The organism is Liquorilactobacillus oeni DSM 19972 (genome assembly GCF_001436275.1).
GTDB classification, from domain to species: Bacteria; Bacillota; Bacilli; order Lactobacillales; family Lactobacillaceae; genus Liquorilactobacillus; species Liquorilactobacillus oeni.
In genome coordinates, this window is the sequence record NZ_AZEH01000039.1 from 59,849 (window position 1) to 78,818 (window position 18,970).

Annotated in this window: 15 protein-coding genes, 1 other RNA gene and 1 other annotated feature (1 of these 17 only partly in view); of the genes, 7 read left to right on the plus strand and 9 right to left on the minus strand. The window is 36.1% G+C overall.

Annotated features, from left to right (window positions below):
- Window positions 1-14: 14 nt before the first annotated feature.
- Complete coding sequence (locus FD46_RS05500; protein WP_057896164.1) at window positions 15-335, minus strand: magnetosome magnetite crystal formation protein family; 321 nt, start codon at window positions 333-335, stop codon at window positions 15-17.
- Between the two features lie 145 nt (window positions 336-480).
- On the opposite strand from FD46_RS05500, the gene FD46_RS05505 reads away from it, so the two are divergent.
- Window positions 481-1,335 carry a phosphotransferase gene (locus FD46_RS05505; protein ID WP_235805579.1) on the plus strand — a complete coding sequence of 285 codons (855 nt, stop codon included), beginning with the start codon at window positions 481-483 and terminating at the stop codon, window positions 1,333-1,335.
- A 133-nt stretch (window positions 1,336-1,468) separates the two neighbouring features.
- Here FD46_RS05505 and FD46_RS05510 read toward each other — a convergent pair whose 3' ends face one another.
- The 3 genes from FD46_RS05510 to FD46_RS05520 are packed head-to-tail and all read right to left on the minus strand — an operon-like array spanning window position 1,469 to window position 6,096.
- The gene (locus FD46_RS05510; protein WP_057896166.1) at window positions 1,469-2,413 is read right to left on the minus strand and encodes a Ppx/GppA family phosphatase; all 945 of its coding nucleotides are present in this window, start codon (window positions 2,411-2,413) and stop codon (window positions 1,469-1,471) included.
- A 6-nt stretch (window positions 2,414-2,419) separates the two neighbouring features.
- Entirely contained in the window at window positions 2,420-4,582 is a 2,163-nt protein-coding gene (locus FD46_RS05515; RefSeq protein WP_057896167.1) for an RNA degradosome polyphosphate kinase, read from the minus strand.
- Window positions 4,579-6,096: an exopolyphosphatase gene (locus tag FD46_RS05520; RefSeq protein ID WP_420805344.1), complete on the minus strand. Its 1,518-nt coding sequence runs from the start codon at window positions 6,094-6,096 to the stop codon at window positions 4,579-4,581. The genes FD46_RS05515 and FD46_RS05520 overlap by 4 nt, the downstream gene beginning before the upstream one ends.
- A gap of 243 nt (window positions 6,097-6,339) precedes the next feature.
- On the opposite strand from FD46_RS05520, the gene FD46_RS05525 reads away from it, so the two are divergent.
- Together FD46_RS05525 and FD46_RS05530 are read left to right on the plus strand one after the other, a co-directional pair.
- On the plus strand, window positions 6,340-7,461 hold the full coding sequence (locus FD46_RS05525; RefSeq protein WP_057896169.1) for a D-alanine--D-alanine ligase family protein: 1,122 nt from the start codon (window positions 6,340-6,342) through the stop codon (window positions 7,459-7,461).
- A 119-nt stretch (window positions 7,462-7,580) separates the two neighbouring features.
- Entirely contained in the window at window positions 7,581-8,129 is a 549-nt protein-coding gene (locus tag FD46_RS05530) for a DNA-3-methyladenine glycosylase I (protein ID WP_057896170.1), read from the plus strand.
- A 242-nt stretch (window positions 8,130-8,371) separates the two neighbouring features.
- Here FD46_RS05530 and FD46_RS05535 read toward each other — a convergent pair whose 3' ends face one another.
- The 3 genes from FD46_RS05535 to FD46_RS05540 all read right to left on the minus strand — a co-directional run bounded on the left by FD46_RS05535 (window position 8,372) and on the right by FD46_RS05540 (window position 10,720).
- Entirely contained in the window at window positions 8,372-8,857 is a 486-nt protein-coding gene (locus FD46_RS05535) for a universal stress protein (protein WP_057896171.1), read from the minus strand.
- A gap of 340 nt (window positions 8,858-9,197) precedes the next feature.
- Window positions 9,198-9,383: non-coding RNA, 6S RNA (ssrS, locus tag FD46_RS10230), on the minus strand.
- Between the two features lie 50 nt (window positions 9,384-9,433).
- Entirely contained in the window at window positions 9,434-10,720 is a 1,287-nt protein-coding gene (locus tag FD46_RS05540; protein WP_057896172.1) for a replication-associated recombination protein A, read from the minus strand.
- 100 nt (window positions 10,721-10,820) lie between these two features.
- Here FD46_RS05540 and FD46_RS05545 point away from each other — a divergent pair, with 100 nt between their 5' ends.
- Window positions 10,821-12,884 carry a hypothetical protein gene (locus FD46_RS05545; protein ID WP_057896173.1) on the plus strand — a complete coding sequence of 688 codons (2,064 nt, stop codon included), beginning with the start codon at window positions 10,821-10,823 and terminating at the stop codon, window positions 12,882-12,884.
- A 93-nt stretch (window positions 12,885-12,977) separates the two neighbouring features.
- Here the strand turns inward: FD46_RS05545 and rpsD are convergent, their stop codons facing one another.
- The gene (gene rpsD, locus FD46_RS05550) at window positions 12,978-13,586 is read right to left on the minus strand and encodes a 30S ribosomal protein S4 (protein ID WP_057896174.1); all 609 of its coding nucleotides are present in this window, start codon (window positions 13,584-13,586) and stop codon (window positions 12,978-12,980) included.
- A gap of 237 nt (window positions 13,587-13,823) precedes the next feature.
- Window positions 13,824-14,273, minus strand: a complete 450-nt coding sequence (locus tag FD46_RS05555) for a GAF domain-containing protein (protein WP_057896175.1) — start codon at window positions 14,271-14,273, stop codon at window positions 13,824-13,826.
- A gap of 171 nt (window positions 14,274-14,444) precedes the next feature.
- Between FD46_RS05555 and ezrA the strand changes: the two genes are divergently transcribed.
- The 3 genes from ezrA (at window position 14,445) to thiI (ending at window position 18,930) form a co-directional block, all read left to right on the plus strand.
- On the plus strand, window positions 14,445-16,151 hold the full coding sequence (gene ezrA / locus FD46_RS05560) for a septation ring formation regulator EzrA (protein WP_057896176.1): 1,707 nt from the start codon (window positions 14,445-14,447) through the stop codon (window positions 16,149-16,151).
- 385 nt (window positions 16,152-16,536) lie between these two features.
- The gene (locus FD46_RS05565) at window positions 16,537-17,685 is read left to right on the plus strand and encodes a cysteine desulfurase family protein (RefSeq protein ID WP_057896177.1); all 1,149 of its coding nucleotides are present in this window, start codon (window positions 16,537-16,539) and stop codon (window positions 17,683-17,685) included.
- 27 nt (window positions 17,686-17,712) lie between these two features.
- Window positions 17,713-18,930, plus strand: coding sequence for a tRNA uracil 4-sulfurtransferase ThiI (gene thiI, locus FD46_RS05570; protein ID WP_057896178.1), 1,218 nt, complete (start codon window positions 17,713-17,715; stop codon window positions 18,928-18,930).
- 39 nt (window positions 18,931-18,969) lie between these two features.
- Window position 18,970 (plus strand) — a binding site (T-box leader) (it continues 207 nt past the right edge of the window).

The window sequence follows — 18,970 nt, forward strand, 5'->3', positions numbered from 1 at the left end:
TTTGTATAAATTGATTAATTAACTAATATTTTAATTCCTTTGTATAAATTATAGATGAACAAAATACAGTCTAGCAGTAAGACAACAGCAAGTGTCAATACTGCAAGCCAAACTGTAAACTGCGCGTGTTCGGTTAAAATTCCAGTTGTGGCTACTAATATAACAGCAATGAAAGACAATATAAGCGGGAAAAGGTGCAGAAACATTGCACTTTTTGCATGATGTCTAACATCCGGTTCATCAACACAAACAATCCAAACAATTAACGGAAAGATAAAAGGGGCAAAAAAGATTGACAGATAGGACAAAGCATTTATGATCTTATTTCTTGGCATATTTCCTCCCAAAAATAAATTTTCAAATTAAGATTTATCTTTTAATAATAAACCGGGTGGACAGTTAACACAAGTGTTTAGAAGAGATAGGGTAATGTAATCTTGCTATTTCAGCAGTTATTAAGTACAATTAAATTAGTTTAGGATGGGGATGAAGAAGTTGTTGATAGATTTTTTGAATGAATATTACCAAGCTGACTTAAAAAGTATACATGATGTTGCGGGCAACCAGCATTTGGTTGGAAATAGTAAAATCTACAACGGCGCTTTGTTCGTAAAAATTTTCAAGGACCCCGAAATGTTTTATGCAGAACAACATGTCAATCAAGTTTATTATCCGGAAATTTACCTTGACAGTGTTATTTTTGAAGATAGCTACATCGTGACTTTGCGAGACAGGGAGCTTCACGATCTTGACGAAAATAAGATGGATCAAAAAGAAGCCTATGAATTTGGTGAACTTTTAGGAAATTTTCATAAGAAGTTAACTGGAAGAGTTTTGGTAGCCGGATCTGAATTAAAATTATCAGAACAATTAAATAAGAAAGTACAAGCACTTACAAATACACCATATGAAAAAAGTACGCAAGCGGTATTAGCACTTTTGCGGAGCGATTTTGCACAAGGAAACCTTGAATATGAACAGATGCCTAAAGTTGTCTTACACGGTGACTTTAGTATTCGTAATATTATGAAATTTGAGGGTAAAAATATTTTAATTGATTTTGAACGCGCACATACGGGTGCCGCATATGAAGACTTTATCAAATTCTTTTATAAGGAAGTTACAAATCCTACCTTGCGTAAAGAGTTCATTGCGGGTTACAGTTCTGTAATGGAATTTGAAATACCCAGTCATGCACTGCAGCGGTGTTTACTGTTCCTTTGTGCACTTGAAATTTGCGATTACAACCTGACTCATTCTGGCCGTAAATTTGGTACCATGGCAGACAGAATGGTTGAAACCATAAAAAATAAGGATGCTGTTCTTTCACTTTAGAAATAAGCACACGAGTACATAGAAGGGCTGCTTCAGGCAAAGTTGAATTTAAAAAAGATATTTTAAATATAAAAAGGGGCCGGGTCAAAAGTTATATTTTGATCCAGCCCCTTATTTTAACTGTTAAGTGAAACTATGCTTTTGAACCTTCTTCATTATGATCTTCAAGGTAGTCAAAAAGGGCACCTTCTCGAAGACCATGGTTTGAAAATAAAATATCTGGTATATGTAATATTCTCAAAACAAGCGAGATCGGGATTAAACCACCTACAATGACATCAGAGCGTACTTTCGCTAATCCAGGTATCTTTTCTCGTTCTTTACGGTCTAAGTCAACTAAATTTTCAAAAATTTCAAAAGCTTTTTTACTTGGAAGTTTAAAACCATGTAGATCAGGAAGTGGATCAACACCTAACTTTCTGCGGGCTATCTTTGCTAAAGTCCGGTTACTTCCACCTAAAACTACGAGTTTACTTTTATGCGCTTCAAAAAGCCAATTAATGTCGGTCATTTCTTTTTCGATTGCTGTCATTGCACGAAAGAGACTTGAAGCTTGAACTTCATTGTCTAACTTGAAACCTTGGGAAATGGTAACAGAACCAAAGGGGAGGCTGATTAGTTGACGCACCCGTTGATTTTTAACCAGAATTATCTCTGTGCTGGCACCGCCTGTGTCAATTATCAGGCAATTATCACCTACATTAAGTGTTTTTGTAACTCCCAAAAAGTCTAGATATGCTTCGCGTTCACCAGTAATAACTTGAAAATCAAGCCCAATTTCCCTTTTTACAAGTTTTAAAAAATATGCTTGGTTGGCAGCCTGTCTGACGGCTGCAGTAGCGAGAGCTTCAATATGGACATTTGGCAGCGCAGTGTAGACTTTTTTAAATTCTTTTAATGCATTAAGCGTTCTTTTAATCGGCTCTTCTTGTAGGATTTTTTCTGGTCCCATGTTTTCTGACAGCCGGACCATTTCCTTGAGCTGATGTGTAGCTACCATATTGGCATCTTTCTTAACTTGCGTTACTTTCAATCTAACAGAGTTTGAGCCAAGATCGATTACCACAAAGTTTATCATTACTTTTTATTCCTCTCTCTTATTGTCAGGCAACTGTACAGGGTCTTCATGATGTGTCATTGGGGTAAATGCAGCAGCATCATTTTTTTCCTCTTGCTGTCTTTCTAACAATAATTTATTCTTTTTTTGAGCTTCCTTTATAAAGTATTCTTGAGAATTCAGCCTTGAAAGTCCACGTCTATCAATTTTAACAAAACTGTCATTACTAAGAACTCGTGCTTTAACATTATCCTCCCACATTGTCATGAAAATTGAAATGATTTTGCGTTGCAAATCTTCTTGAAGTGCTGGAAACAAAAGTTCGACACGACGATCGAGGTTTCTTGTCATCATGTCAGCACTTGAAAGATAAACATCTTCTTTACCTTCATTATAGAAATAATAGATACGGCTGTGTTCTAAGAAACGGCCAATAATTGAATGGACCTCAATGTTATCACTGATGCCCGGAATGTTGTTCTTTAAACAGCAGATTCCACGAATGATCAATTCGATCTTTACACCTGCAGCTGATGCTTCATAAAGTTTTTCAATAATTTTTTGATCAGAAAGTGAATTCATCTTCATCCTGATTAATGCTTTTTGACCAGTTTGAGCAACTTTGATTTCATCATCAACCTTTTTTACGATAAACTCGCGAATTTTGTGTGGTGAAATATGAAGTTTATGGAAATAAGGCGGTTTGGAATACCCAGACAGCATATTGAAAAGATTAGAGGCGTCTACACCGATATCGCTATTTGCGGTTAATATACCCATATCGGTATAGAAATTAGCAGTAACATCATTGTAGTTGCCAGTTCCAAGGTGCAAGTAACGTCTAATTCCATCTTCATCATGTCTGATTACAAGAGCAATCTTACAATGAGTCTTTAAACCAACCAGTCCATAAATTACGTGACAGCCCATTTTTTCCAGCTGTTTAGCCCAGCGTACGTTATTTTCTTCGTCAAAACGTGCTTTGACTTCCACTAGTACGGTAACTTGTTTTCCATGTTGGGCAGCCATACCAAGATATTTAATGATTGGAGAATTTCCAGATACACGGTAGAGTGTCATTTTGATTGCTAAAACATTTGGATCTGTCGCTGCTTGTTCAATAAAACGAACTACTGTTGAGAAAGAATCATAAGGATGGTGCAAAAAGAAATCCCGTTTTCGTAGAGCACTGAAAATATTTTTCCCAGATGTCAGCTTAGGATCTACGAAGGGAGTGAAGGAACTATAGCGAAGTTCTTTATGGCCCTCAACAAGGCCTGATAGTTTTTTAAGAAAGGTTAGGTCGATTGGTCCATTTATTCGATAAATCGCCTTGTCTTCAACACCCAGTGTTTCAATGAGTCTCTTACTAAGGCGGTTCCCCATTGTATTTTCAATTTCAAGCCGCATCACTCCGCCATGTTCGCGCTTTTTCAATTGTTTTTGGACTTCCCGCAGTAAGTCAGAAGTATCTTCTTCTGCAACGTCTAAATCCATATCACGAATAACACGGTAAGCGGCAGCTTCACTGACTTTATAACCAGTAAAAAGACTGCCGATAAATTCTTTGATAATATCTTCGATAAGAATGAAAGTATTTTCTTCATGAGGCAAACGGACCAAACGAGAAAAAACATCTGGGATACGCACGGTTGCAAAACGCTTATTTTTTTGGTTGCTGTTTTCATGAATTCTGACTGCAATATTAATCGAGTTATTGCTGATAAATGGGAATGGACGGGAAGAATCATCAGCTAATGGAGTAAGAACCGGATAAAGCTCATCGTTAAAGTAACGTCTGATAAATTTATATTGTCCTTCAGTAGCATCTGCAGCTTTAATAATTTTGATGTTGTTTTTTTCAAGTTGTGGCAGTAAAGAACGATTATAGGTAGTGTACCTTTTTTCTACCATTTTTTGTTCCTTTACGTTGATAGCATCGATTTGTGCTTTAGGAGTCATTCCAGATGCGTCCGTTGTTTGAATATTAACAGAATACATCTTATTAAGAGAAGCTACTCGTACCATAAAAAACTCGTCAACGTTGCTTTGAGTTATTCCTAAGAAGTTTACTCTTTCGAGAAGAGGATTTTCTGGATCACGAGCCTCTTCTAAGACTCTGCCGTTAAAATCGAGCCAACTTAATTCGCGGTTTTTAAAATAACTATGTTTATTGAATTTATCTATCATTTTACTTGCCTCCGTTGTTTCAAGACTGGTTTTATACCAAAAACCTTTTCAAAAAGATCTGACTTATTATGAAAAGACCAATTTTCCAAAGCAAGATTTTGATTAGAATAAGCAAAAATAATCATTTCTGTACCACGAAGTGAAACAGAAATTTTGTTGATCTTTTCTTCACGTGAATCATCGAGTGCGTCTGCTAAACGCAAAAGTGCAGCTAGTTTGGCAACTTTCATCTGAACTTCAGGATCGAGTTTTTGAAAATGAGGCTGTTGTGATTTAGGTGATTCGCTGCTGTGATAGCGGGAAACTTCTGCGATAATCTGGTTTTCCTCGTTTGAAAGGCCAATTAGTTTGTTAGCTTCAAGAATATAGGCAGAGTGGCGATAATGCCCCTGCTGATTGATATAGTTGCCGATATCATCAACAATACAGGCAATCTGCAGTAAAAGACGTTCTCTTTTTCCCAAATGGTGTATTTTTTTAAGCTGGTCAAAAAGATGAAGAGCAATTTTTGAAACGTTTTCCCGATGTGACTTACTAGTCAAGTAACGACCTGCAATATTTTCGGCCGCAGTAATGATTATCTTTTCCAAATGCTGTTTATTGATGCCGACTTTACGGGCACGTTCAAGTGCTAATCCATCTGAAACAGTAATATTTGTAAGAATAATCTTCTCAACATTGGTGAGTTTTATGATTTTATGGATCAACAAAAAATAAGGTACAATCCGTACAACCTCATTTTCATCTACATTAAAGTAATCCATTATGAATTGATCAGATGAATTTATCAGTTTTTGATAGACAGTGTCAAAGTTGACACTGTCCATTGTGAAATAACTTTTTCCAGCGGGAATGTATTTACTGTTAATGGCCGCTGCATCTTGGATAATTAAACTGGAAGGTTCTTTATTACCGGAAAAGACGTGGCGCAAATGTTCCAGCTTGCTTCCAATATAATCGTCAAGTACTTCGACGGGATTGCTGGTTTCTGGTTTTAGTGCTGCAGAAACTTCATGGACTTGTGCAGTACCTAAATCAATATTCCAAGTTGACGCAAATTTTTGTTTGCTGAAATGTGAAAAAGAAACTCGTTCGGAGCCTAGGCTCAATAAAAAAGTAGATGTAGCACTAATTTTTTTAAAATTTTCTAAGTGTGTAATAATTGCTGTAGCTTTATAGTAAGTTAACTGGCTGGTATTTAACCAGCGTACTCTCAAGGATGTTCGAATATAAATCTGTTCTCCTAAGTAGCGGGCGCTGATTGCATCCAAAGACTGCTGGTTAGCCCAGAATTTATAATTCTTAACACCATATCCCTTCAGTAATCTTAAAAAACCGTTTAATGCTGTAGCGATTGTTTCTATGTTGTGTTTATATTCATAACTGCGATTATCAAAAAAATTAGAAGTAGCACCTTCAATTACTCTAAGTGAACGTAAAACAATTATTGAAAGGTTAACTTGTCTTGAAGTCATGTAAATGATACCATACAATTTTTCCGCCAAATAACTCACCTCAGTTTTTAATTACTAAGTTAATTTTAACATGTTAATAGCCGTTATAAAGAAAAGATTATGTAAATATGAATGATAAAATGCGATAAAAAGTTATGGACACAATTAACTGACAAAAACAGGTGACTCGTGGTATTATCTTTTAGAGCAGTAAGATTTGCTTTTTACTGGCTTAAGATAAAAGTTATCGTATAATAGAATAAACCGTATAATAAGATTAGCGAATAGGAATGAGTTATATTCATGAACAAGAAAAAATTGCACATTGCGTTATTTTTTGGAGGAAATTCATCTGAACATGATGTTTCAAAACGTTCCGCACATAATATCTATGATGGACTGGATAAAGATAAATATGATGTTTCCGTATTTATGTTTACTAAGAAAGGGTATTTATTAGGCAACCAAGCTTCGAAAAGAATTTTTGATGGCGAAGACGAAGATAAAGTGGTAGCAGACGTATTGCCGCATGTTGATTTTACTAACCCTCTGGCTAATATTCAAAATATTTCAGAAGTTAAAAATATTGATATCTTTTTCCCTGTTATCCATGGGAACATGGGTGAGGATGGGACTGTGCAAGGCCTTTTTCGACTGCTGAATAAACCGTGGGTAGGTAGCGGGGTTGCTTCTTCTGGTATTTCTTTTGATAAGGATCTGACAAAACAGCTGCTTTCCTACCATGGTATTCGTAATACTAAATATGTAGTAGTAACTCCTGAAAATAGGGATGAGTATACTTATGAAAAATGCAGTGATAAACTCGGTAAGACACTTTTTGTAAAACCGGCAAGGCAGGGCTCTTCGGTTGGTATTTATAAAGTTGAAAATAAGGAAGAATTTGATAAGGCAGTTCAAGATGGATTCCACTATGATTTCAAGTTATTGGTAGAAGAATCGATTGAACACCCTCGTGAGGTTGAATGTTCAGTTTTAGGAAATCGCAAGATTAAAGCATCAAAGCTTGGAGCAATTAAGATTCCGGAAAGTGATATTTTCTACGATTATAACAATAAATTTGTAGATGCTTCTGGCGTGGAATTTCAACTGCCTGTAAATCTTCCTAAAGAACTTGCTGCTGAAATTGCCCAGATGTCACTGGATGCTTTTAGGGTTTTAGATAATCGTGGTTTGGCAAGAATGGATTTTCTTGTTGATAAAAATAATGTCCCTTATTTCGGTGAAGTGAATACTTTACCAGGTTTTACTAATATTTCTTTGTATCCGCAGTTATGGGAAGTTACTGGAATTGGTTATAGTAAGCTACTTGATAGACTGATTCAATTAGCTATTGAAGAATTTAATGATAATGCTAAACTACACTATGATTTTGTTGAATTAGGCAAGGAAAAACTGCCTGATTAATTATGTTAATTTAAAAAACTCGAGGATTCATCCGAATTGTTCGGAAAAGGATCTTCGAGTTTTTCAATTAATTGCGTATGTATAGTCGTCAGCTAGTATAAAGGGGAGATGTTAATGTTATGAGATGCTCGTGGGCGACTTCTGAAAGTAGTCTTTTGATTGCTTATCATGATAATGAATGGGGTAAAGTACATAAAGATGAAAGAGATATTTTTGAACTGCTCAGTTTAGAAATAATGCAGGCTGGTTTAAAATGGGAGCTGATCTTAAAAAGACGGCAAGCAATCAAAAGGGCCTTTGATAATTTTGAAATTGCTAAAGTTGCACTATTTACAGATGCAAAGATAGAAACACTCATGCAGAATTCACAAATTATTAGAAATCGACGTAAAATTCTTGCAATTACTAATAATGCAAGAGTTTTATTACAATTACAAAAAAACGGATTTATCTTTTCAAAATATCTGTGGCATTTCACTGAAGGCCGTCCAATTAATAACAATTGGCAATTTAGTGAGCAGGTACCTGCGAAGACCCCCTTATCTGCTAAGATTGCGCTTGATCTTAAAAAGATGGGTTTCAATTTTGTGGGCCCGACTATTATTTATTCTTTTTTGCAGGCAACGGGCGTGGTAAACGACCATATTGAAACTTGTTCTTTTAAGTAATAAAAGAGGAGTTAAAATAATGCAACAAGTATCTTTTCATACATTTGCTTATTTTAAATACCTAAGTATAAAGTAATTTATTTAAATAGTGTTGCTAATGTCAAATTTTGGCAAAAGGAATTGTGTTAATAGTCGTTAGACTTTGAGCATTAACAGCAAATTATAGATTAAAAAGAGGGACTGGGTCAAAAGTTAACCTTTGACCTAGTCCCTTTTACATATAAAAGCAAGTATCTTTTTGACTACTTATTTTTATCTTTAGCAGTAACCGGCTTATTTTCAATGTCAGTCCGTACAACTAAAACATCACACGTTGCTGTTCTAGTAACGTATTCTGTAACAGATCCTATCAGTAATCGTTCAACTGCATTAAGTCCGGTTGCACCAAGTACTATTAAATCAGTTTTTTGTTCATCAGGGATATCTTTTGCAATTACAGGTTTAGGCGCACCATACTCAATGGCATAATCAATGTTTGTCAATCCAGCATCTTTCGCTTGGCTAACATATTTTTCCATAATTTCTTTGGCATTGTCGGCAACTTGTTCAACCATTGTTGTATCAAAACTTGAGATGTTCTGGAAAGCTCTGGTATCAACAACATGCAGCAGATGAACCTTGGTTTTTTCACCATTTCGTTGTGCAACAGAGACAGCTTTTTTAAAAGCAAGTTCAGCTTCTTTTGAACCATCAACAGGAACCAAAATATTCTTGTATTGTTGTAACATATGAATCACCCCTTTATTTTCTCACCCTTATTGTACGTTAAGTTAAATAAAAAACAAAGTACAGTGTCTCAAAAAATTATTTATTTATAAAAAAGGTTTGTTGTAATTTACCCAATTGAAGAGACAGTATTTTATAAAAAGGGGAGTATGCCAATGTCGTTAGGTTTTGAGCATTAACCGTGAATTACGAACATAGTCTGAATTTGGCTATGAGTAATTCATGGTTAAGCGAAAAAGACTGATTATTGCAATGCGTTAATGCGCATATTACAAATTAAAACAAAAAGACTGAGTCAAAAGTTAACTTTTAACTCAGCCCTTTTCAAGCAAGCTTTAAACTTGCTAATCCGTCTGATGCCGTTAATCATCTCTGTAGTTGAACCCGCTGGCTAGCAGGTGGTTTCCTTTAGACTGATTTCAAACTTCCCAAAATGGGCATGTCATCTACCAGCCGCTCTAGAAACCTAAATATATAGGTGTTCGGTCAACCTTACATTATGAGATAACGCGTACATCCCAGATCCATCTTTATTCTAGCATACTCAATTATCATTAGCAATTTGAAAGCAATTACATTCAGTTTAAGGGATGCCCAGCTTGTGCTTTTTTAAGCCGTTCATATTGAACTTTCAAAACTTGTTCGTATTTTCCATTGCTCTTAGGTTTGTAGTAGCTTTTCCCCTTTAAAGGGTCTGGTAAATATTGCTGTGCAGTCCAATCATGGGGATAATCATGCGGATAAAGATATGTTGTTCCACGGTGTAATTTTTTTGCTCCACTATAATGGGCATCTTTTAAATGCGCAGGAACTTCTCCATAACCACCCTTATTAATATCTGAAAGTGCAGAATCAATAGCAGCAATTGCTGAATTTGATTTTGGCGCCAGGCATAACTCAATTACTGCAGTTGCTAAGGGTATTCGAGCCTCAGGTAATCCGATTTTTTCTGCAGCAGTTACGGCTGAAACTGTTCGTGCTGCCGCTTGCGGATTTGCTAGACCAATATCTTCATAGGCAATTGTAAGCAATCTACGGATTACACTGATAAGGTCTCCAGATGCCAGCAAACGTGCTAAATAGTGAAGGGCAGCGTCTGCGTCAGAACCACGAATTGACTTTTGAAAAGCGGAAATAACATCGTAATGTGCATCACCATTTTTATCCTGAACCAGCGCTTTGTGCTGTAAACATTCTTCTACAACTGCAAGTGTTATTTCTATTGATCCGTTTGTATCTGGAACAGTTGATTTAGCGGCTAGTTCAAGGGCATTCAGAGCGCTGCGTAAATCACCATTAGTTGCGCGGCAAAGATGAAGCTTGGCATCTGTTGAAAGAGAAATATTCATTTTACCCAGGCCGTTTTCCGAATCAGTTAGAGCTCTTTTTAGCGCAACAGCGATATCTTTTTCGGAGAGAGGTTTGACTTCAAAGATTTGTGTACGGCTGCGAATAGCAGGGCTGATTGCGATATACGGGTTTTCAGTCGTAGCACCTATTAAAATTATTCTGCCATTTTCAAGGTGGGGAAGTAGGAAGTCTTGCTTTGGTTTGGTGAGACGATGAATTTCATCCAGTAGCAAAACAACTGTACCGCTCATTTTCGCCTCTTCAACTACAATTTCAAGCTGCTTTTTTGTATCAGTCGCGGCATTCAGCATTCTGAAAGAATATTTTGTAGATCCTGCGATAGCACTTGCAATACTTGTTTTTCCAGTTCCAGGTGGTCCATAAAGAATCATTGAGGATAATAGCTTTGCATCGACCATGCGGCGAATAATTTTTCCAGGACCAATAAGGTGCTGCTGACCCACTAAATCATCAATTTTTTGAGGCCGCATTCGATAAGCCAATGGCTGTCTCATAGTTTATCTTCCTTTCTAAATATAGTATATCATTTCTAAAAAATAGCAGCATATTTTGTTATAATAGACACTAAGATAAATTTGAAAAGGTGAATGTAAAATGCAATATGATGAAATCGGTAATGAGATCATTACGGAGGGACTGATGAATGCTTTTAGTGCACTACGCTGGAAGATTGAACAGATAAGAAAAGTTGATGTTTCAGAGGAAAACCAAAAGGCACGCAAAATAACTGTTGAAAACAGCAGCTATTTTGCATTCTCTGCTCAAGAATCTTCAGTTACTCTAAAAACTCATCCAAGTCTAAGTAAAGAAAAGGTTCTTATTGAATGTAAGCTTTTGTTATCTTTACTCCAATCTTCACTAGAAACAGAAAATAAAGTACAGACCATTTCTCAAAAAGGGGACCAAAGCGGTACGGCACTTTACTGGCGGCTTCCTGAAAGACTTTTTGTTACTTTGTATGAAAAGAAATTCAAGAAAACAAAGATAGATTATCTCACTTTTCGTAACCAATTGTATCTTAAGGTATTACAGCAGTTTGCAGCTCATCAGTGGTTTTTGACATATTTAACCAGCGCTGTTCCTTTTTCAGAGGCATCAAGTCAATCTGAAAGTCCGCAAAGAAGTACAATTCATAGTGAAAACAGCAAGAACTTCAACTGTTTGAAAAAGATTAATTATAAAACAAGTGCCGCCTATTTTAAGTCTGTAATATGTGATGATTCAGCACAAGAAGGGGTATTTGTTGTAAGAGACGAAAATAAAGATCAGTTATTAAAAAAAGAAAATGTTGCATATTTTAAAATAAATAGGATTGAACTCAGTCCGTTTGAAAAAATAGGTTTTAAAGAAGAATTGTTAGATTTATTGAGCGTTATGACTGCCTATTTTATGAGTATTCCAGGAATTGCAACCGAAAATATGGTCGAGTATCTGCATGATTCACGAAAATTGGACGCAGAAGTTGCTGATGAAAACCCTTTTGCACAAAGCTGTTGTTATAAACGGGCAAAAAAATTTATGGCAGATTTATTGTATTTTGTACAAGATAACAACTTGTTTGAACTTTTATCTGGGATAGAAAAGTTCAAAAAAATTATTGATGATCCCTTGAAAACTCCAGCTGCTCAAATTTTGAGAAGCGGAAAGCAGCCGCAAAACTTTTTTATTCAAGGACAGGAAAATTTTATAGTAGGAGAAGAGAAACAGCAGCTGTTGGATGCTGATTCGTATTTTCTTCTTAAAGCTGCTTTTAAAAATGGAGTAAAATTTGAAGTCGTTTCTGCAGATAAACAGCTTTTAAAAGTCGGAAAGACATTGGTTCTGAATGGAATAGAAGATATGCGAACAAGTAGTTTATACGCAAAAATTTGGCATAACCGTCTTCTTTGCAAGGATTTAGTACAAGCAAATGGTTTTGGAGTGCCATCTGTTTGGGGGATAGTTAAGAACACATCTCAAATTAGGGCAGCCCATAAATTATTTAAAGACGCTTCAATAATCTTAAAAGGCGAGCAGAATTTTGGTGTCGTCTCCTTTAGAAACACATCAACCAAAAAGGATTTCTATCAAGCTGTGCGTGGATTTTTGAAGGTAAAACAAAAATGCGTGATTGAACAGTATTTGAATGGTACATCTTATCGTATACTTATTGCAAGAGGGGAACCTATTAGTATTCTTGAACGCTGTGCACAAAATATTGTTGGTGATGGGCATAGCACAATTGCAGAATTAGTAACTCGAAAAAAGAAAAAATTTGCATCTTTGCAAAGAAGTTTTCCTTTTGAAGAATTGCAGAAACGTAATATTAGTGTTCAAGGCAGAACAATGACAACTGTTTTGGCGCGCGGGAAACAACTTTTCCTACGCTTTGACACTGAAGTTGGAAGCGGAACCGAGTACTTAGAGTGCATTTCAGAGATGCAAAGTTCTTATGTGCGAGAAATAAAAAGGCTCGCACAAGTTCTTAAAATGCAAAATGGGGCTTTAGATGTTATAATTTCAAACTTATATCAACCGTTAGAAGAAGCTAAAAAAACAAAACAATTTATTTTTTTGAATGCACATGAATACCCCAATCTAACAATTCACGAGCATACTCTTATGAATGGCGACATGGACGTAGCAACAAAGTTATTAACTGCATTATTAAAGAAATAGGTTTATAAAATTAAAAAGGTCCTCATTCATTTAAATGAATGAGGACCTTTGGACTCAGTGAAATCAATACTGCTGAGTCAAATAACCTAGTTATTAGAGTTTGTTATAATATTCAACAATCAAAGCTTCATCAACTTCGCCTTCAAGTTCATCACGTTCTGGAAAACGAACAAGTGAACCTTCAAGCTTATTTTCATCAAAAGTTACAAATTGTGGACGACCTACGATTGCTTCGAGAGCATCCTTGACGATTTGCAGGTTCTTTGACTTTTCACGCAATGAAACAACTTCGCCGATTTCTACTTCGTATGAAGGAATATCAACACGCTTGCCATTTACCGTGATATGACCATGATTTACTAACTGACGTGCTTGACGACGTGTCGTAGCTAAGCCTAGACGATAAACAACATTATCTAAACGACGTTCGAGCAAGATCATGAAGTTATCACCATGACGGCCTTCACGAATCTTACCAGCCCGTACAAACAAATTAGAGAATTGTCTTTCTGACAAACCATAAATCATACGTAACTTTTGCTTTTCACGTAATTGTAAGCCATATTCAGATAACTTACGACGATTATTTTGACCATGATCACCAGGAGCATAAGGGCGACGAGCCAGTTCTTTTCCTGTACCACTTAAAGAGATTCCCAAACGGCGGGAAACTTTCCAACTTGGACCTGTGTATCGAGACATAAATTGAGTTCCTCCAATATTTTTTTTGGAGTAAAATAAGCGATTATCTGCTTAGTATTCGTGCAGTTTATTTTACAATGTTCACTCTTGCAGCCGAAGAGGTACTAATTGAACCAGATTGTGGGCAATAAACTGTTGACGAGCTTACCGCAGACTGCTGCATTATTTTACACAAAATTTAGTATAGCCAAACCAATAGTCTAAGTCAAGGTTTTTGGTTGTAAAAAATTTAACTGTTCAGCAGCTTTTTAGCAAAATTTCTGCAAAGCGTTCCAAGCGGCACCTGTCTTCTTCCTTAAAGCGAGCGGTTTTAGGAGAATCAATATCTAAGACACCTATTCGTGAACCTTTTTTGGAAAGAGGAATTACTATTTCTGAGCGGCTCGCTGCGTCACACGCGATGTGTCCCTTAAAAGTAGAAACATCTTTGATTAGTAGTGTTTTTTGCTCTAAAAAAGAGTTTCCGCAAACACCTTTCCCCATTTGGATTCTTACGCATGCAACGTTGCCTTGGAAGGGTCCTAATACAAGTTCATCCTTTCCTTCGTCGTATAGGTAGAATCCAGCCCAGTTGATTTCAGGTAAAGAATGGTAAAGAAGTGCTGATGCATTGGCCAAATTAGCAATTAAGTTTGTTTCATTTGCCAACAGGGTTTCTAATTGACGGTTGAGCAGATCTTCTTTCATTTGAAAACTCCTTCTATATATAGTTATCTAGTGTATACGTGCTTAATATTATGCTATAATTAAATAGATTTTAGGCTTAAGAAAAAGGTAAAGCAAGCCCAAAGAAATGAGTGTTCCCACCAAAAACTAATGTTAAACGAATTTTGGTGAATAATTAGGAGTGTGGACTGAATGATGCTAGTTTTGAGTGCAATCGTAATAGTTGCAGTTGTAGCCTACTTTTCATTTTTTTATTTTCAACGCAAATATGCTAATGAAATAGGTTTGAAAAAAGCAGTAATTGACCAGCTTGCGGTTTCTGAAGTACGTGAGCAATTAATGGATGCAAAGAAAAAAAGGTTAGCGGGTGAAACACTTTCCCGCTTTGAGGAAACAAAACAAGATTATCTTTATATGGTCAATCATGATTTACCGGAAATTTCTGAGCGTTTAGATGAATTAAACAATAGTAACGATCATTATCGTTTTTTTGATGTTAACCGCGAATTAAAACTCATTGATATAAAAATAACGGCAGCGCAAAAACTTGAAAATCATGTAAAAGAGGAACTAAGCACATTAAAAAAGAACGATTCTGAGCATCAAAAAAAGATTAAAGAACTTGAAAAAAAATATCAGAATTTGCGTAAGACTCTTCTAGCAAAAAACTTTTCTTATGGCAGCAGTATTGATCAGTTGGAAGAAAAATTGGCAAGCATTGAAAAGACTTTCGATACATACACTAAGACAGCACTGGATGGAGACTATATTAAGTCCTCTAGGATATTGAGTACTGTGACCAAAGAAACATCTTCATTAGAAAAAATGTTACAAGCGATTCCATCGCTGTATAGAAATCTAAAGAATGTTTTTCCAGTTCAACTCGAAGAAATTACCGCAGGCAGCAAACAGATGAAGAAACAAAGCTATGGATTTAAAACAGATCTTGCTAAAAAAATCTTAGAATTGAAGAACCTGATTGCGGAAAATATTATTAACCTCAAAGAACTTAAAGTTGAAGAAGCACACGAGTGCAACAAAAAAATTGAAACAGGAATTAATCAGCTTTATGATGAACTGGAAAAAGAACTAAAAGCAAGGCCACAGGTTGAAAAATTGCAGTCTACATTGGCACAATTTATCAAACACGCACGTCGTAATCAGCGTGAACTGCTTATTGAATTAGACAGATTGAACCAAAACTATACTTTTAACCACAATGAATTGGGCGAAGGGAAAAAGCTTGATGAAAGGCTGAAGATAATTGAAACAGATTTTGCAGATTTTCAAAAGCAAGTAGAAGAAAAGTCGGTTGTTTTTTCTGAAGCTTTTCAGAAGCAAAAAGAACAAAAAAAGCTGCTGTGGGAGATTGAAAAAAAACAAATTGAAATTGGAAATAGCATTCAGGATCTTTGGAGTGAAGAAAAAGAAGCAAGAAACGCAGTTAAGGAATTTGATCTTGAGATTCATCGTTTGAAAAGAGAAGTTGAAAAGCTCAATCTTCCTGGGCTGAAAAAAGAATATTTGGATTACTTCTATGCTGTTAGCGATGAGATCGATGCTTTGGCTGCTAATCTTGAAAAATCCAAGATCAATATGGAAGAAATTACTAAGTCTTTACTGGATGTACAGTCTGATTTAGATGTACTTAGTGAGAAGACCAGTGATATTGTTGATAGTTCCTCTTTGAGTGAACGACTATTACAGTATGCTAATCGTTACCGGGCCCGGTATCCTGAAATTTCTCAAGCCGCAAATGAAGCATATTCATTATTTAATCAAAGTTTCGACTATGCTGCCAGTCTTGAAAAGATTGCAACTGCAGTAGATAAGGTAGAGCCGGGAGCATATAAGAAAATTGAAGATGAATATTATCGTACTCGGCATGCCAAAGAGTAATCTAATTAGTAAAATAATGGGAAATATCACAGAAGACCGAAATTTGTTGGTACAGCATTATCATATTAAGACTATAGGACTGGGTTAAAACTTATGTTTTGACTCAGCTTTTTTGTACTCTCCTGTAATTTCTATATTAAAGTGTTTCAATGGTCAGTTTTTTCGTTTAACCACGAATTACTCATAGTTAAATTCTGACTATGTTCGTAATTCGCAGTTAATGCTAAAAGTCTAACGACTATTAGTACATTTCTTTTTATGAAATATATAAATGTTTGGATAAGAATTTGACTTTGTTTTTAGAAGCTTATATTATAAGAAAATGACTAAATATATTTTTAGCGTACTAAAGGTATAATACTGGGTAATATTAGGAAGGATAGCAATGATTTATTTTGATAATAGTGCAACAACAAAGGTCGCACCGGAAGTTTTAAACACTTATTCAAAAGTCAGTGAAAAGATTTGGGGTAATCCATCTTCTTTGCATGCATTGGGCGAAAATGCTTTTGGGCTATTGGAACAATCTCGTTTACAAATTGCAAATTTAATGGGAGTTGCACCGGATGAAATTTATTTTACGAGTGGCGGTACAGAGGGAGACAATTGGGTAGTCAAGGGGACAGCAATTGAAAAGCGTGTTTATGGTAAACACATTATTACCTCCAGCATTGAGCATCCTGCTGTTTTAAATTCTATGGCACAGCTTGAAAAACTAGGATTTGAAGTTACTTATCTTCCTGTCGATGAATATGGACATGTTTCCGCAACCGATGTTAAGAATGCTTTACGGCCGGATACTATTTTAGTTTCTGTCATGGCTGTCAACAATGAGGTTGGCGCAATACAACCGCTTCAACAAATTGCACAGGTACTAAAAGATCATCCAAAGGTGCATTTCCATGTTGATGCGGTTCAGGCGATCGGTAAGGGAATTCAAAAACTAATAATGGATGAACGGGTTGATTTTGTAACTTTTTCTGGACATAAATTTCATGCTCCGCGCGGAATTGGCTTTATGTATAAAAAAAGAGGACGTAAACTGGCACCATTAATGAGTGGCGGTGGTCAGGAAAAAAATATGCGCAGCGGTACAGAAAATCTTCCGGCAATTGCTGGCATGGCAAAAGCTTTAAGACTTTTACTGACTGATGAAGCGGCAAAAGTTAAACGTCAAGCGGAGATAAAAAAATTCATTTATGAACATGTGTTCAACTACCCGAAAGTAACGATGTTTTCACAACTAGATAAGACGTTTGCCCCTCATATTCTATGTTTTACTATTAATGGGGTTAGAGGTGAAACAATTGTGCATGCTTTTGAAGAACATCAGATTTATCTCTCAACAACAAGTGCTTGTTCTTCTAAAAAACATTTAGTTTCCGGGACGTTAAACGCAATGAAGATACCGGAAAAGATTGCAACTTCCGCAATTCGTGTCAGTTTGGATGAACATAATACGTTAGAAGAAGCACAGAGTTTTGTTAGAGTATTTGATGAACTTTATCAGCGGTTTACAAAAATAAATTCATAGTTTTTTATAAGAGAAAGGAATAATAACGTGCGGTATACTGAAATAATGGTTCGTTATGGCGAACTGTCTACAAAAGGAAAGAACAGACGCGCTTTTATTGATCGTCTTGGTTTTAATGTACGTGAAACATTACATGATTTTCCTGAATTAGTGGTGAAAGCTAACCGCGACAGAATGCATATTCAACTGCATAGTGAAGACGGTAATGCTGTTATGGAAAGATTGCAGCTGGTCTTCGGAATTCAAAACTTTTCGCCTTCTGTGAGAGTGGAACAAAATGTCGAAGATGTTAAAGAAACTGCAGTTAAGATGATTAAAGAACAGTACCAAGAAGGAATGACTTTTAAGATAAATACCCGGCGTTCCGACCATGACTTCAAACTTGATACAAATGAAATGAATGATTTGCTGGGTGGATATGTTTTACGCCAGATTCCCGGGATTAAAGTTAAAATGAAATCTCCGGATTTAACCTTGCGGGTAGAGGTTCGTAAAAATGGAATATTTCTTTCAAATCGCACTATAGATGGAGCTGGCGGACTTCCTGTCGGAACTGCCGGCAAGGGGGTGCTGATGATGTCAGGCGGGATCGACTCTCCTGTTGCAGGTTATCTTGCAATGAAACGGGGCGTAGCAATTGAAATGATCCACTTCTTCAGCCCACCTTATACAAGTGAACAGGCACTTAACAAAGCTAAGGAGCTAACTGCAAAGCTTGCTCCTTTTACAGGAAAAATTAAATTTATTGAGGTACCGTTTACTGAGATCCAAGAAACTGTCAAAAGCGATGTTCCCGCTGGTTATTTAATGACTGTCCAGCGCAGATTTATGTTAAGAATTGCAGATTTGCTGGCTCATAAAAGAGAGGACCTTGCAATTTTTAATGGAGAATCCTTAGGTCAAGTTGCTTCACAGACCTTAGAAAGTATGGTAGCGATTAATGACGTAACATCTTTGCCGGTGTTGCGCCCAGTAGTTTCATTGGATAAGAATGAAATTATTGATATTGCACAAAAGATTGGAACATTTGAATTATCAGTTATGCCTTTTGAGGACTGTTGTACTATTTTTGCACCGCCTTCTCCTAAGACTAAACCGCGTTTGGAACGTGCCCGTCTTTATGAATCGCGTCTTGATGTTGATAACCTGATTAAAAGAGCAATTGCTGGCATTAAAGTTACTGAAATTAGAAGCGGTGAAAAATTTTTAGCTGAAAATAGTAATAGTTTTGCAGAATTGCTTTAGTAGTGCTTGACGTTACTGTTGATGAAAGTTATTATATTTG

Bases quoted from the DNA above. Each gene is read 5' to 3' on its own strand.
- FD46_RS05565 (WP_057896177.1), top strand. From the start codon at position 16,537: ATGATTTATTTTGATAATAGTGCAACAACAAAGGTCGCACCGGAAGTT.
- FD46_RS05525 (WP_057896169.1), top strand. From the start codon at position 6,340: ATGAACAAGAAAAAATTGCACATTGCGTTATTTTTTGGAGGAAATTCA.
- FD46_RS05530 (WP_057896170.1), top strand. From the start codon at position 7,581: ATGAGATGCTCGTGGGCGACTTCTGAAAGTAGTCTTTTGATTGCTTAT.
- FD46_RS05555 (WP_057896175.1), bottom strand. From the start codon at position 14,273: ATGAAAGAAGATCTGCTCAACCGTCAATTAGAAACCCTGTTGGCAAAT.
- FD46_RS05505 (WP_235805579.1), top strand. From the start codon at position 481: ATGGGGATGAAGAAGTTGTTGATAGATTTTTTGAATGAATATTACCAA.
- FD46_RS05510 (WP_057896166.1), bottom strand. From the start codon at position 2,413: ATGATAAACTTTGTGGTAATCGATCTTGGCTCAAACTCTGTTAGATTG.
- FD46_RS05545 (WP_057896173.1), top strand. From the start codon at position 10,821: ATGCAATATGATGAAATCGGTAATGAGATCATTACGGAGGGACTGATG.
- FD46_RS05515 (WP_057896167.1), bottom strand. From the start codon at position 4,582: ATGATAGATAAATTCAATAAACATAGTTATTTTAAAAACCGCGAATTA.
- FD46_RS05540 (WP_057896172.1), bottom strand. From the start codon at position 10,720: ATGAGACAGCCATTGGCTTATCGAATGCGGCCTCAAAAAATTGATGAT.
- rpsD (WP_057896174.1), bottom strand. From the start codon at position 13,586: ATGTCTCGATACACAGGTCCAAGTTGGAAAGTTTCCCGCCGTTTGGGA.
- FD46_RS05535 (WP_057896171.1), bottom strand. From the start codon at position 8,857: ATGTTACAACAATACAAGAATATTTTGGTTCCTGTTGATGGTTCAAAA.
- ezrA (WP_057896176.1), top strand. From the start codon at position 14,445: ATGATGCTAGTTTTGAGTGCAATCGTAATAGTTGCAGTTGTAGCCTAC.
- FD46_RS05500 (WP_057896164.1), bottom strand. From the start codon at position 335: ATGCCAAGAAATAAGATCATAAATGCTTTGTCCTATCTGTCAATCTTT.